General features: G+C 40.7%; 13 protein-coding genes. 9 read left to right on the forward strand and 4 right to left on the reverse strand.

Annotated elements, in window-relative coordinates; translation table 11 throughout:
* The first annotated feature begins 64 nt into the window (after window positions 1–64).
* A complete protein-coding gene (locus tag FTU80_RS09045) occupies window positions 65–514 on the forward strand; it encodes a copper resistance protein NlpE N-terminal domain-containing protein (RefSeq protein ID WP_180084810.1) in 450 nt (149 codons plus the stop codon).
* Between the two features lie 134 nt (window positions 515–648).
* On the forward strand, window positions 649–2,868 hold the full coding sequence (gene dnaX / locus FTU80_RS09050) for a DNA polymerase III subunit gamma/tau (protein WP_180084811.1): 2,220 nt from the start codon (window positions 649–651) through the stop codon (window positions 2,866–2,868).
* Between the two features lie 21 nt (window positions 2,869–2,889).
* Here dnaX and FTU80_RS09055 read toward each other — a convergent pair whose 3' ends face one another.
* Complete coding sequence (locus tag FTU80_RS09055; RefSeq protein WP_180084812.1) at window positions 2,890–3,321, reverse strand: thioesterase family protein; 432 nt, start codon at window positions 3,319–3,321, stop codon at window positions 2,890–2,892.
* A gap of 35 nt (window positions 3,322–3,356) precedes the next feature.
* Entirely contained in the window at window positions 3,357–4,517 is a 1,161-nt protein-coding gene (locus FTU80_RS09060) for an iron-containing alcohol dehydrogenase (RefSeq protein WP_180084813.1), read from the reverse strand.
* Between the two features lie 118 nt (window positions 4,518–4,635).
* Here FTU80_RS09060 and FTU80_RS09065 point away from each other — a divergent pair, with 118 nt between their 5' ends.
* From FTU80_RS09065 to FTU80_RS09080, 4 genes are read left to right on the forward strand one after another with little or no spacing between them, the layout of a single operon-like run.
* Window positions 4,636–5,151: a low molecular weight protein-tyrosine-phosphatase gene (locus FTU80_RS09065; protein WP_180084814.1), complete on the forward strand. Its 516-nt coding sequence runs from the start codon at window positions 4,636–4,638 to the stop codon at window positions 5,149–5,151.
* Between the two features lie 9 nt (window positions 5,152–5,160).
* Complete coding sequence (gene murB, locus FTU80_RS09070; protein ID WP_180084815.1) at window positions 5,161–6,198, forward strand: UDP-N-acetylmuramate dehydrogenase; 1,038 nt, start codon at window positions 5,161–5,163, stop codon at window positions 6,196–6,198.
* 21 nt (window positions 6,199–6,219) lie between these two features.
* A complete protein-coding gene (locus FTU80_RS09075) occupies window positions 6,220–7,359 on the forward strand; it encodes a YdcF family protein (protein ID WP_180084816.1) in 1,140 nt (379 codons plus the stop codon).
* On the forward strand, window positions 7,359–8,402 hold the full coding sequence (locus tag FTU80_RS09080; RefSeq protein ID WP_180007903.1) for an alpha/beta hydrolase: 1,044 nt from the start codon (window positions 7,359–7,361) through the stop codon (window positions 8,400–8,402). Before FTU80_RS09075 ends, FTU80_RS09080 begins: the two co-directional genes overlap by 1 nt.
* A 449-nt stretch (window positions 8,403–8,851) precedes the next feature.
* Here FTU80_RS09080 and FTU80_RS09085 read toward each other — a convergent pair whose 3' ends face one another.
* The gene (locus FTU80_RS09085; protein WP_078188593.1) at window positions 8,852–10,522 is read right to left on the reverse strand and encodes an FMN-binding glutamate synthase family protein; all 1,671 of its coding nucleotides are present in this window, start codon (window positions 10,520–10,522) and stop codon (window positions 8,852–8,854) included.
* 577 nt (window positions 10,523–11,099) lie between these two features.
* Window positions 11,100–12,098 (reverse strand): YafY family protein, encoded by a 999-nt coding sequence (locus FTU80_RS09090; RefSeq protein WP_180035277.1) that lies wholly within the window; start codon window positions 12,096–12,098, stop codon window positions 11,100–11,102.
* Window positions 12,099–12,358: 260 nt separating this feature from the next.
* Between FTU80_RS09090 and FTU80_RS09095 the strand changes: the two genes are divergently transcribed.
* The 3 genes from FTU80_RS09095 to FTU80_RS09105 are packed head-to-tail and all read left to right on the forward strand — an operon-like array spanning window position 12,359 to window position 15,307.
* Window positions 12,359–13,906: a circularly permuted type 2 ATP-grasp protein gene (locus tag FTU80_RS09095; protein ID WP_180084817.1), complete on the forward strand. Its 1,548-nt coding sequence runs from the start codon at window positions 12,359–12,361 to the stop codon at window positions 13,904–13,906.
* Between the two features lie 22 nt (window positions 13,907–13,928).
* A complete protein-coding gene (locus FTU80_RS09100) occupies window positions 13,929–14,531 on the forward strand; it encodes an alpha-E domain-containing protein (RefSeq protein ID WP_180084818.1) in 603 nt (200 codons plus the stop codon).
* Window positions 14,528–15,307, forward strand: a complete 780-nt coding sequence (locus FTU80_RS09105) for a transglutaminase family protein (protein WP_180084819.1) — start codon at window positions 14,528–14,530, stop codon at window positions 15,305–15,307. The genes FTU80_RS09100 and FTU80_RS09105 overlap by 4 nt, the downstream gene beginning before the upstream one ends.
* Window positions 15,308–15,316: the final 9 nt, after the last annotated feature.

Here is a 15,316-nt window from a genome sequence, read left to right on the forward strand (position 1 = left end):
AAATTGGGGAAATGTGAAAAATATGCTATTTTCCCTCGCTGTTTTAGACTGCTGTGATATCCCTATGAAAAAAGTTGTTTTGATTCCCTTAGTCGCAACGTCGGCAATGTTGGGTTGTCAGGATTCAACTCAAACGAAATCAAAGGAGATAGAAGCAATTACTGCTGAAAAACAGCATGCAGCATGGGTCGGTAATTTTAAAGGCACAACACCTTGTATGGGCTGTCTTTCTCGTTGTGAAGATTGTCCCGGCATGGCTGTGGCTCTTGAGCTACATGAAGACCAAACCTATACACTCACTCGTGAAAGTCTAAGTGGTCATAACGAAGTAGAAGTGCTAAAAGGTGTAATTCGTTTTAAAGATGAATCAAAGCAGCAGCTAGAACTTATGAATGTGCAAACGCGCAATCTTTTGTATGTTGATTTGGATCAGCAATTAATTGAAATTCGTGAAGACCAGACGGCGAAACGCTATCAAATGCAGAGTGATTTCCTTTTAAATAAAGCAGTTTAAGCATTCGTAATTTATATTAAATTTGCCTGATCATTGTGATAGCTCAAGATCGGATTTTTATTGTCCAAACTCTGCCATTTATTTCACTATTAGACAAAAAAACAGTATGCTTACACCTGTAAAAAGGAGCATACATGTATCAAGTACTTGCACGAAAATACCGTCCACGAAATTTTATTGAACTCGTGGGGCAAAACCATGTGTCACGCGCACTTACCAGTGCCTTAGAACGTGGTCGGTTACATCATGCGTATTTATTTACAGGTACTCGTGGCGTGGGTAAAACTACCATTGCCCGTATTTTGGCAAAATGTCTGAACTGTGAAACGGGTGTAACATCAACGCCGTGTGAAGTCTGCCCAACGTGTAAAGCAGTAAATGAAGGCCGTTTTATTGATTTAATTGAAATCGATGCGGCATCACGGACCAAAGTTGAAGATACCCGAGAACTTCTCGACAACGTTCCTTATGCACCAACCCAAGGTCGCTTCAAGGTTTATCTGATCGATGAAGTGCATATGCTCTCTACGCATTCATTTAACGCGTTATTAAAGACTCTCGAAGAACCGCCAGAGCATGTGAAATTCTTATTTGCAACTACAGATCCACAAAAATTACCGATTACTGTAATTTCACGTTGCTTGCAATTTACTTTGCGTCCTTTAGCGGTGGATGAAATCACATCGCATTTGACAGATATCTTACAAAAAGAACAAATTCAAGCGGAGCAAGATGCGATTTGGCAAATTGCTGAATCGGCTCAAGGTTCACTGCGTGATGCATTGTCACTAACTGATCAAGCGATTGCCTATGGTCAGGGTTCAATCCAGCACCAAGATGTTAAAGACATGTTGGGCCTAATTGACCGTACGATCATTTATGATTTGATTTTAGCCATTCATCAAAATCAGCGTGAACGCGTGAGTGCTTTACTCATGCAATTCCGTCAACAAGCGCTGGATGTTTCGCTGGTATTAGATCAGTTGATTTCAACGTTACATGAACTGGCATTATTACAATACTTGCCAGACTTAGCGTTGAAATATAGCGCTGAGATCAATCAAAAAATTATGCAATTGTCGCAGTTGATTTCAGCTCAAGATTTGCAGTTGTATTATCAAGTCGCATGCAAAGGTCGGGCAGACTTGCAGTTGGCAGTCACGCAAGAGCAAGGTTTTGAGATGTGTGTGCTGCGTCTATTAGCATTCCGACCATTACAGCCAAACGAAATGTTGGTCTCTGCCGTACAGCAAGAGTCAGCCGCACAGCCACAGCTTGCTCAAAATCAGGCCGAAACAGTTCAGCCGACTCAAACACAGTCTTTGCAGCAACCCAATACCGTTGTTGAGTCTGCTGCACAGGTTGCCACTGTTGAGCAGCCTGAAGCTGTACCCGCTGTAGACACATCGCCAGCTTTCGATGATTTTGATGATTCACATTATGATGACGATGATGGCTATGTTTCTGCACCTGCAGTCGATGAACCTTCATCTGATGATTTTTTAGATGATCCTGAAGAGGATGTGATTAGCCAAACTTCTACAGCATCTACAGCAAATGGCACTCTAGATACGCAAGAGGTTGCACCGGTTGAGTCTGTATCGACACAGCAAAATGACACGCTTGTTATGGATGCCGTGGCAGAAGATACATTATTTGATTTAGATCCGACGCCGAGTACTGAAACTGAAGAAGTTGATGTGAGCGCTATAAATTTTGAAGATATTGCACCTTTAGAACCAACAGCTTTAGAGTCAAAAAGTGTAGAGCCTGAAACAGCTCAGCCACATTTGATCAATGCCATTGAACCACAACATGTGGTGAATGAATCAGTTTCGGGTGCTCAAGGCGACAATGGTTTTGATCTAGCATCACCACAAGTTACGCAAAGTTCCGTTTCTTCGGATGCTGTTCAAACGGGTTCATCCTCTACCTTGATGCCACAAGATATTTTGACTTTACAGCCTCAAAACCTAGAAGGTGAGTGGACGGTCGAAAAGTGGGAGTATTGGTTCCGTAATAGTCAACTTTCACCTGCGGTACAAGAGTTGGCGCAGCATGGAATTATGCGCGGTACGATTGACGGTGAATCGACTTTCCATATTCCAAAGCGGTACGAAGCTTTAGTGACTCAATTACAGCATGTATTGGAACAAGCGATTCATACGCAATGGTCAAAATGTCGTTTCCATATCAGCTTTGAAGATGTCGAAGAAACCACACCATATGCTTTACAACATGTCCGCAAGGAAAAGGCCTTTGCACGTGCAAATGAGTTATTACATGCAGAGCCTGTTGTGAAAGACTTACTCAAAAGCTTTGATGGTGAGTTGCAAAATATCCAGCTCAAATAAGTTTTAAGCTGGATATAAAAATTAAAGTAAAAACTGAGTTAAAGCATCTCGCATTTCATCGGGTATCGAGGTGCTTTTTCGTGTTTGGCGGTCGACAAACACATGTACGAAATGTCCTTGGGCTGCAGCCTCATTTTGTCCTTGTTTAAAAATAGCCAAGTCATAGCGCAGTGAAGAATTACCAATTTTTTCAATCGCAACCCCAACTTCAATGATTTCTGGATAGGACAGTTCTTGTAAAAAACTGCAGGCTGAATCGACCACTAAACCAATGATCGGGGTATTTCGCAAATCAAAACCGGCATGTTGAATCAATAGCGCATTTGCAGCGGTATCAAAATAGCTGTAATAAGTGACATTATTGACATGGCCATACATATCGTTGTCTGCCCAACGCGTTTGGATTGGAAATAAAAATCGATAGTTTTGGCGGCGTTTAGTTTTAGGTTTCATCGTTGGTATTTTCTTTATTTCAAAATGAGTAAACTTTAGGCATAGATCGATTGGTAAATCTGGCGAGCATCTTCAAACTGCAGTTCTCGCGGATTATTTTGTAATAGTCGCGTTTGTAATAACGCGTCTTCTGCTAAACGATCGAGCATATTTTCAGGCACATTGAGTTGGCTGAGTTTTAGCACCAAACCGCTCTGATCTAAATGATTTTGCATATGATCAATAAATAAATCACATAAACCATCGGTACAGCCCGTACTGTATGGGTCTAGCCAACTCATAAGTTCTGCATAATGCTGCTTGGCCTGAGGTGCATTAAACTTTAACACTTCAGCGAGAACCAGTGCATTGGTATGACCATGCGAGAGATGAAAGTGTCCACCGAGTGGATAGGCGAGTGCATGCACCGCTGCAACTGGTGCATTAGCAAAGGCCTGACCTGCAAGCATTGAACCGACTAGCATGTGCTGACGCGCTTCGAGGTTATGTCCATCTTGTAAAACCAGCGCTAAATTTTTATTTAATAAACGCAAAGCTTGTTTAGCAAGCATATCCGCATACGGATTTTTTTTAATTTTTGATGTATAGGCTTCAATGGCATGCACCATGGCATCGATACCGGTTGCTGCGGTAATGTGTGCGGGAAGATTTAATGTAAAGTTCGCATCGAGGATACAGACATCGGCATACAGTACAGGGGAGACGATACCTGTTTTGGTGGTTTCACCTGTAGTGACGATAGAGATTGGTGTGACTTCAGAGCCGGTCCCTGCCGTTGTCGGAATCAAAATGAGCGGTAAGCGTGGTCGTTTTGCATTAGCTACACCATATAAATCACTGATCTGCTGTGTTTGCTTAGGATGAGCCAAAATCGCAATAATTTTAGCCACATCCATTGAACTGCCTCCGCCAAAACCAATAATCAAATCTACTTTTTCATTCTTGGCAAATTGAACTGCATCCAAAACTATATGTTCTGCAGGGTCAGCTTGAATACTGGAATAAATTACATAGTCTTGATGGATACTTTCTAAAATATCCAAAATGGGTAAATGTAATTGTTGTTGCAACATACCGGGGTCGGTCACAAGCATGACACGTTTGGCTTGAAAGTCGCCTAGGATCTCTCTCAGTTGGGAAATAGAGCCTAAGCCTGAAATAATATTGCTGACGGTTTGAAACTGAAATTGACTCATTGGCTTATCCCTAATTTTTTATATCCAAATAAACATTATTCTTGAGTGTTGATATAGGATTCATCCTATAAATAACTTAACATAAGACGCTTGAAATAAAAGTAGTCTTGAGGTTGTTATGTCATCCAGCACGCCATATAAGGTGTTGTGTGTTTGTTTAGGAAATATTTGCCGTTCACCTACGGCTGAAGTGGTTCTCAGACATTTTTGTGATGAAGCGCAACTCAATATTCACGTCGATTCTGCGGGTACGAGCAATTATCATCCGGGCAAAGCGCCTGATCTACGTAGCCAACAGCATGCAAAATTACGTGGCTATAATTTATCTGCATTACGTGCACGTCAGTTAACGGTTCATGATTTTATTGAATTTGATTTGATCTTGGCCATGGACTACGAAAATTTAGACAATATTCAAAACCTCATGCAAAAGGCGCAGCAACAATTGGGTCAACTACGTGCCCAAGTGTCTTTGATGAGTCAACATGACCACCAATATCCGCAACAAGAAGTACCAGATCCGTACTATGGTGGTGATGCAGGGTTTGAACATGTATTAGATCAATGCGAATCTAGCAGTCAGGCTTGGGTCAATTATTTAAAAACTCAGTTACAAGCACAGCAAAAAAATTAAGGTTTAAGAATGCAAATTCAAACACAGGTTCAGCTTAAGCCATTTAATACATTAAGCCTCGATGCTGTAGCATCTCATTATGTACGTGTTCAATCTGTAGAAGATATTCAAGCAGCGCTCGACTTTGCCAAAGCTGAGCAATTAAATGTATTGGTGCTTTCAGGGGGCAGTAATATGCTGTTGCCTGAGCAAATACATGCTTTGGTGATGCACATGGATATTCAAGGTATTGAATATGTACAAGACGATGCGGCAACCCAAACTTTAAAAGTGGGTGCAGGGCAAGTGTGGCATGACTTTGTGCTTTGGACGACGGCACACCAGTTTTATGGTTTACAAAATTTAGCATTGATACCCGGTTTAGTCGGTGCTTCACCTGTGCAAAATATTGGAGCTTATGGTGTTGAAGCGGGTGAGTTTATTGAATCTGTACAGGTCTATGACCGAGTAACAGAACAGCAAAGTAGTATTAGCGCTGCCGATTGTCATTTTTCATATCGCCATAGTATTTTTAAAGATGAGCCAGAGCGTTTTATTATTACGCATGTCACGTTTAAACTTTTAAAACATGCAGATTTAAAATTAAATTATGGTGATTTAAAGCAGGCGGTAGGTGAAAACTTAAGTGCAGAAAACCTACAACAGCAAGTCATTCATATTCGTCAAACCAAACTCCCAGATCCGAAAGAATTTCCAAATGTCGGAAGTTTCTTTAAAAATCCTGTGATTAGCCAGCAAGCCTTTGACCAAATTGCGCTGCAATTTCCCAATTTACCCCATTACCCACAACCGAATAATGCGGTAAAACTGGCAGCGGGCTGGTTGATTGACCAAGCAGGTTGGAAAGGGAAATCTGTGGGTTCAGTGGGTATGTTCCATAAGCAAGCTTTGGTGTTGGTCAATTATCAGGACGCCACGCTGCAAGATGTACGTACAACTTACAAAGCTGTACAACATGATGTTTTTGAAAAATTTAATATTGAACTACATCCTGAGCCTGTATTATTTGATACAAATGGCTTGATTCGATCTCACGCAGATCAATAAAAACACATAGGTTTTAGATTTATGCATAAAACACATTGGATGGTTCGCTTAGTAAAAATTGCTGCAGTGCTATTTGTACTTTTGGGCTGTCTAATGATTTTTATCTATACGCCGTTTTATTCTAAATTGATCGTTAAAAGTTTAAATTATTTCGTTCCTGTAGAAGTCAATCAGCTCGCAGCGCAAAGTCAAAAACTCGGCGCCTTGAGTGATGATGATAACTATGAGCCGGGTTCTGACTTATGGATAGCGCGCCAAGCGTATTTAAAACTCATGGAGCAAGCCATACAGTCTGATGAGCCTCAAGATTTAACCCTTATACAAGCACGTTATAAGGCGTTACAGCAGCTCATTGAAGAAGAACATGAAAAAGAAAAGAATGATAGTCAAAAGGACATACCGAAAGTACCTCTGCTGAATCTTTCTGCGTCCGAGGCGGCTTCTTCTGAAGCATTGGCGGAAAATCCTGCTCAAAAAATGAAAGAGCTGCTTGAGCTCAATAGTGCGGAAAATAAAGGACTGATGACTCAATATACCGAGTTCTTAAAAACCCATGAAATTGAGCAAGCGGCTTCAGAAGCGGAACCGATCGATGATGAAACATATCTTGATCTTGCCAAAATGAAAGATAAAACCCTGAAGCAGCCAACCGCAGAGCCGTATGCGATCGTGGTGTTAGGTGGTGGTTTAACCTTAGATAAAAATGATAAAGATATCGTAGTGAATGACTACACTCGACTTCGACTGGAAAAAACACTCGATGTCGAACGTGCAAATAAGTTACCGATTGTACTGAGTGGTGTAGAAGCACCGTATATGCAAGCATGGTTAAAGCAATATGATGTCGATGCGAAATTGCTAGAAGACCGCAGTATGAATACTTGCGAAAACTCACGGTTTAGTTCGTTGCTTTTGCAGAAAAAAGGCGGAGCACCGACGGTGATTTTAATCACTGACCAATATCATATGCCTCGAACACGTCGTTTATTTGCATTAAATGGTATCGAAACCATTCCTGTTGTTGCACCTATGCCAACGACACTAACCACATGGCGACCAAGTGAAAAAAATTATGACCATAGTCGTCGTGCCAATTATGAATTATTAGCCACCTTACGTGACGTTTGGTTTGGCTCAAGTGACTGTCGGGAGGTCCCATAATGTCAGATATCCCATTTCTTAATCCTTCAATCCTTAAACAATTAGATCTTCCTATTCCAAGTCGAGAATTAACCCCACAAGTATTAGAACCTCTAAATTTAAATCGACCTTTTGAGCCTAGTGTTGAAATACAGTCTTATAGACGACTTTATGGTTTAGATGCCTTGAACTGTGAACATTGGCAAGGCTATGTAGAAATGCCTTTGTTCAAATTACATGTACAAGTATTTCAACCGAAACTGAAAACTGAAACGGATGTCATTAAAGGCACTGTATTTTTATTGCATGGTTATTTAGAGCATAGTGGAATATATCAGCCGATTATTCGTGAACTCTTAGATCAAGGTTTTAGTGTTTTAACCTATGATTTACCGGGGCATGGTCTAAGTAATGGATCGCCAGCCAGTATTCAAAACTTTGATCATTACCAACAAGTTTTGGAAGCGGTATATCGTTATGTGAAACATGCGGCTCAACTACCAACCCCATGGTTAGGGATTGGGCAGAGTACGGGTGGGGCGATTTGGCTGCATCATCTGTTAGATTTTGCTGAACATCGCAAAAACCCTTATGTCGAACGAGTTTTATTATTATCTCCGCTGATTCGCCCTGCAAAAACGGCATGGTGGCATAACTCGGTTGGATTAGGCATTATTCGTCGTATTAAACGTGAAGTGCCACGTCATTTTAGACGGAATAATCATAACCCTGAGTTTTTGCGTTTTGTACGTTTAAAAGATCCTCTACAACCTCGAATGATGGGGATGGACTGGATTTTGGCCATGTCAAAATGGATGCAGGAAATGGAAGAGCGACCTGCATGTCGTATTCCAGTGTGGTTAGCGCAAGGCGCACAGGATCAAACTGTAGATTGGCGTTATAACATTGAGTTTATACGTCGTAAATTTCGTTTACAGACGCTTCTCATGCTTGAAGAAGGTTCGCATCAGCTGATTAATGAACGTGCCGATATTCGTGCTGCATTAACAGGTTTGATCCCGGCATTCTTGCATGCTCAATCCAACAGTAAGTCTTATTACTAACTGATGTTACGCACTAACATCAGGGGCGTAATTTGATTCAAATAAAAGTACGATACGCGGGAAGGTCATCCGCAAGTATTTGAGACTGGACTACTCCTAATCAAAAATGTTTTTGCAATACTTTGAATAATTTGACGCTAGTGAACGAGTTTTGTTGGTGAGGTGCATTGCACCGCAAGATGGTTTCCTTGCGAAGCACGCTTCTCATTTTACCAAATGAGAAACAACGTTTCGTAAGAGTACCTCCAGCCGAAGGCTAATCCCGTTATTTAAGCCCTAGATGTAAGACTCCGTCGAATAGGCTTAAAAATTATTTTAAAATGCGTAATTACTTTTACGCGCGTAACATCAGTTACTAATTGACGATTGAGCACAGCCTACCTTAATCGGTGTGATGGATCTAGACGAAAAAAAGAGGCGTAGTCGCCTCTTTTTTTATGGGGTAGGAATTAGAACTTTTCTAGATGTGCCATATTCCACATACGGAAATAGAAGTTTTCTTCATCTTTATTTTCACAACTGAGTAACTCCCCATCTTTTAACCAAAAATGTAGCTGTGCATAGTTTTTAATTTCACGGTTGTTAATACGCTGTGCTAGATGGTGTGCACGGATATCCGACGGATGTTGTAAACCCGCTGAGGCAATAAGTTCAGATAAACCATGCAAGGTATTTTTGTGGAAATTAAAAACACGCTCTGCTTTAGTTGGGACATGAATGGCTTTTTGACGGTCTTTGTCCTGCGTTGCAACGCCAACAGGACATTGGTTGGTGTGACAGCTTTGAGCCTGAATACACCCGACTGCAAACATAAAGCCACGAGCCGAATTGACCCAATCTGCGCCAATTGCCATGGTACTGGCAATATCAAAAGCACTAATAATTTTACCACTGGCACCGACTTTAATTTTTGAACGTAAGCCTGCACCAATTAGGGTGTTATTGACAAAGAGTAGGCCTTCCCGCAGTGGCGTACCCATATTATCGATCAATTCAATTGGCGCTGCGCCAGTCCCACCTTCAGAACCATCAACCACGATAAAATCGGGTGTAATCCCTGTATGTAACATGGCTTTTACGATACTCATAAATTGCCATGGTTGCCCGATACACAGTTTAAAGCCTACAGGTTTACCTTCGGAAAGCTCGCGCAATTGCTGAATAAATTGCATCATTTCAATAGGGGTGCTAAAGGCAGGATGGCTGGATGGAGAGATACAGTCATGTTCACGGCTGACACCACGGATTTGAGCAATCTCTTCGGAAATTTTGTCTTTAGGCAAAATGCCGCCATGGCCTGGTTTTGCACCTTGAGATAATTTGATCTCAATCATTTTGACTTGAGGGTGCTTAGCTTGTTCAGCAAAACGTACAGGGTCGAATTGACCATCAATCGTACGGCAGCCAAAGTAACCACTACCGAGTTCCCAAACAATGTCGCCACCATTTTCCAAGTGATAAGGACTAATACTGCCTTCACCGGTGTCATGGTAGAAATTGCCCATTTTTGCGCCTAGGTTTAAGGCACGAATGGCATTGGCACTTAAGCTACCAAAGCTCATCGCAGAGATGTTTAATATCGATGCGCTATACGGTTGCTTACATTGCTCATTGCCGATGTTAATACGGAATGTTTCAGGAATGGCAGGAATGCAAGGTGACAAGGAGTGATTGATAAAGCGGTAATCATTTTGGTAAACATCAACAATTGAACCAAATGGTTTATCTGCATTTTGGTTTTTTGCACGTTGATAGACCAAGCTACGTTGCATACGAGAAAAGGGCAGTGCATCTTGATCAGATTCAATAAAATATTGGCGAATTTCAGGTCGAAATTCTTCAAATAGAAAACGAAAGTGCCCCATGATAGGGTAATTTTTTAAAATCGAATGTTTGTTTTGTATGACGTCATACAAACCCAATAAGCTTAAAAGCCCAGTAATGACCCAGATACTATTCAATAAGGTTTGTGGAATAAAATATTGAATATAACGAGGGGAATAACCTAAATGAAAACTCGAAATGAGTAGGAAGATAAAAATACAAGCAAACCAAATGGAATGCCGAGAAAAAAAAGTATTTAGTAGCTTGTGGCGAATAGTTTGCGCTGGACTGGCCATATTTTGAAAAATCTTATTCAGCTCATTTGCTCATAATTTGCCGAGTTTATGCACAATGCTCAAGCTTTAATTTGTTGATTCAGTGTAGCATTTATAAAAAACAACATTGAAGTTGGATGAATTTTTCATTTAAAGCCAAATCAGATAAGAAAAGCAGGAATCTTCTTTAAGAAAATTTGTGAAAAGCAGCGCGGTTCTTGTTATTTCACAGTACGTAAAATGGAGGTTAAAGTGATTTTACTTTCTAAACACGAGGTGCTGAATATGACTATGAAATCTATTCGTTATAATAATGCCGACCTAGCCTGCCTATGTCAGTAATTGATTATAGCCATGAGAAATTAGCGCTATGGCATAAGGTATTCAGCAGATACTTATGCAGTAGTTCCTTTGACCTAAACGACTAAAATTACAAAAATATTCTAAGAAATTATCCAGTCCCAGCGTTGGGACTTTTTTATGTGTTGATATCTTAAGGTTTAAATCATAGCCTAAATTATGTGCTAAGTATTGATTATGAAATAAAAGTGGTTACCTCAAATTTAACATTTCAGGTAGCAGGAAACCTTAGAATAGTTTAGTCATTACGTTGTTGTACAACGACAGCGACTTCTTCTGGTTCGATTTTCTGAATCTTTTTACCAAAACTACGCAGCCACCAAGTTAACTGAGAGGTAAATGGTACTGTTGCACTGACTTCAACCCAGCCATCTTCGGTTTTTTGAATCACTTGATCTTTACTTAGCTGACTTTCTTCAAAATAAACAGCCTCTGCTTCAGACATGGTTAATTTGAGCTGAATCATTTCAGTCGGCTTATTGAAGTCCACACGGAAGCCAAGCGCTCCAGAGTCAATATAGGCATCGATATCAAAATCGACAGGGTGTAATGCACGTGAATTTAAGACCGTAGCAGATTTAAAACGATGTAAAGCAAAGGTTTGGATGTCTGTTTTGTCATGACGTGTGCAAACCAAATAGATAATTGCACCTTTTTGGACCAAAGCCAGTGGATTTAAAATATAGGTCTTTTCTTCACTTTGTTGTCCACGACCTTGATAAAGACATTCGAGTTGTTTGTCTTGTAGTAAACCTTCATAAATCGATTGCTGTGCAGATTTTTCAACCACAGGAGGAATCAATGGCTGAGTTGCTGGCACGATTCGCACGCGGTTAATCCACTGACGGACATTATTTTGCGACGACAGGCTCCGACGTGCGAGGTCAAACCAAGGATTCATTTCTTCAATTAAGCTTGGTGGAAGCAAATGTTTTAGGTGTTCCTCAACCATCATAAAGGTGACCGCCTGCGAGCTGGTCATATGTGGCAAGCTTTGAATCGGTGCATCAGAACGCCAACGCCAGCCTTGTGGAGTTGTTTTACTACTCTCAATTGGGAAACGCAGAGAAATTTGATTTAAGTCACGCTGAATGGTGCGTAGGCTGATATCAATGCCTTCACGGTTCAGTATTTCTTGTAATTCACGCGTACCCATCCACTTACCTGTGGACAGTCGTGAAAGAATTTGCCACTGACGATAGAGGCTGTTCGACGTTTCTTTTTCTTGTGAAGACATAATCTAGTGCTTGAACTTGGACTTAAATGAATAAAATGATGCTGTGGGACACAATAAGAAATCTTCCTGCGTTAAGCAAGTCTTCATCTGAAAAAAGTAAGATGATTTTAATAACGCAATTTGACACAACTTGAGCAGTTAGATGCTGTACCACTTTGCAAAAATGATGCATAAATAATCAAAGAGAAGCAGCATATGTATTGATGGCATATATATTGCTTTATCTGATTTACAAAACATGAGAAAAATATGGAGTTGCTATGCTGAAAGAAAATCGTAATACAACTTCAAATGGAATTGAGGGTTATGAGGCAAAGTTGGTCAATACTTCTGTCTCTACATTAAAAAATTTACCTCTTGCTCGAGGACATGCGCTGTTTAATCAATTTAATTCGGATTTTTTTAATGAAATGCGCGACAGTAAAACTGTAGCTAAAAAATCATGCCAACGGATAGAGCAGTGGTTATCACAGCATACACTTGATGAATTAAAACAACTAAATCAGGTAGCAAAACAACATTTTCTCTATGAGGGTATTACCTTTACAGTGTATGGCGAAGATGAGGGCATTGAACGCACTATTCCTTATGATCTTATTCCCCGTGTGATTGCACGAAAGGAATGGAATAATTTATCTCTAGGCTGCGCACAGCGCGTGAAAGCACTCAATCTGTTTTTACATGACGTCTATCATCAACAAGATATTTTAAAAGCAGGAATTATTCCTGAACTGCAAGTCTTAACGCATGAAGCCTATTTGCCACAAATGTATATGCATGGGCTAAAAGGTAAAATTTATAGCCAAATCAGTGGTATTGATATCATTCGAGATCAATCAGGTGAATTTTACGTCCTTGAAGATAATCTTAGAACACCGTCGGGTGTGTCGTATATGTTGGAAAGTCGTAAGATCAGTCAAAAGCTCATGCCTGAACTTTGCCAGCAAAGTAACATCATGGGGATTGAGCAGTATCCGCAGCTTTTACGTGAAATCCTTGCAGAAAATGCCTATGTCGATAACCCATTTATTGTGGTCTTAACCCCTGGGCGTTTTAACAGTGCTTATTATGAACATGCCTTTTTGGCAAGGGAGATGGATGTACCCTTAGTGACATCGCGTGACCTTTATGTAGAAAACGATAAGGTTTATGTGAAAACCATTAAAGGTCGCCAACAGGTTGATGTAATTTATCGTCGTGTGGATGATGCTTTTCTCGATCCATTATGTTTCAAACCTGACAGTACTTTGGGCGTAGCAGGGCTCATGTCAGCGTATATGCAACATAATGTGGTCATTGCAAATGCACCGGGAACAGGCGTAGCAGATGATAAATCGATTTATCCATATGTGGATAAAATGATTCATTTCTATTTAGGCGAACAAGCGATCCTGAAAAATGTGCCGACCTATCAATGTCGTGAGCAGAACGACTTGGACTATGTGCTGTCGAATATCGAAAAATTGGTGGTCAAAGAAGCGCAGGGTTCAGGTGGATACGGCATGCTGATCGGTCCACAAGCCTCTTTACAAGAATTAAATAGCTTTAAAGATAAGGTGGCCACAGCACCACATTTATATATTGCACAGCCAACTTTAAATTTATCTGTTAGCCCAACTTTGAGTGAGGCCGGTGTTTCGGAGCGCCATATCGATTTGCGTCCATTTGTACTGAGTTCTCCATATCGAACTGAAATTGTACCGGGTGGTTTAACTCGTGTCGCGATGCAAGCCGGTTCATTAGTAGTGAATTCTTCGCAAGGCGGCGGTATTAAAGATACGTGGGTAGTAGACGATTTACGCTCATAGCACTCCAGTGAAGGAGCAAAACATGATTTTATTAAACAGTAATGCAGAACATATATTTTGGTTGGGACGTTATTTAGCACGTACTCAATATTTATGCAGTATTTTTCCATTTCAAGATGTCGATACTGCATTGAACTATGCACATGCTTTTTGTTTACCAGCATTTGATGCCGACTCAATGAATGAATTGGTTTTAAATGCCGAGCAACCGGCGTCATTTTCGAGCCAATTTCAATATGCACAAAGTAATATTCAAGATTTAAGGGGTGTGCTTTCAGCAAAAAGTTATGCAGAACTTAGCCGTTTAATTCGCAATGCGAGTGATAACCCGGGTTATATCTGTGATGTGGTAACAGATTGCCAAGATGTTTTAGAGTCCGAATCTGAAGATGTGTTTTTATTTTTTAGTTTAGGACAAGCCATAGAGCAGCTTGATCGCCAGTTACGTATGCAGCAGGACATTCAACACACCCTAGCGAAGATTGAACATATCGTATTGGCGTTGGTTCAGTTTGGATGGGAAAGCGTGCAAGAGGCATGGTTGGCACTTAAACAGCAGCCGAATAGCCAAAACTTCTACCATTTCAGTGATCATATCCAAAATATGTTTGAGGTGGCTGTATGAGGCTTATGATCAACCATCAGACCCATTATGTTTACACTGATGTGGTAAACAGAAGCATTCAATATATCAAAATGACCCCATCCACTAATGCGCATCAACAGGTGCAAAATTGGGATGTGAGTGTGCCGGGGCAACGTGATATGCAATTGGATACTTTTGGTAATGTGTGGTTGACCACAACGCAGAGCGAACCTTATCTTCAAATGACCATTATGGCGCAGGGCATCGTAGAGATGAATTTGAGTTCAAATGATTCAAATGCGGATGATTTAAACCCGAAATTTTTTTTACAGCCAACGCCGAGTACGCAGTGCGATATTCACATGAAAAGTTTTGCCGATTGTTATGTCCCTCGTATCAATCGTGCCAATCTGATTCGTTTGGCTGAAGCGATCTTGGTGCATATTCCCTATGTTTCCAATCAAACATCTGTACATACCTCGGCGATTGATGCTTTTCATCACCAGCAAGGGGTATGTCAGGATCATAGTCACGTCATGATCGCAATTTGTCGCTATTTGGGTATTCCTGCACGTTATATTTCTGGGTATTTATTTGTGCCAAATTCTAGCCACCTTGCCAGTCACGCTTGGGTAGAAGTCTATATCGAAAATAAATGGTTTTGTTTTGATGTCAGTAATCAGTTATTTACACCACAATCACATATTTATATCGCGATTGGGCGGGATTATTGGGATGTAGCTCCTGTTCGAGGTGTTCGTGATAAAGGTGGTACTGAGTCAATGAGCTCAATTGTACAAGTGTTGAGTTGTTAATCATTTGAG

It is taken from the genome of Acinetobacter sp. YH12145, from assembly GCF_013418335.1.
Taxonomy (GTDB): domain Bacteria; phylum Pseudomonadota; class Gammaproteobacteria; order Pseudomonadales; family Moraxellaceae; genus Acinetobacter; species Acinetobacter amyesii.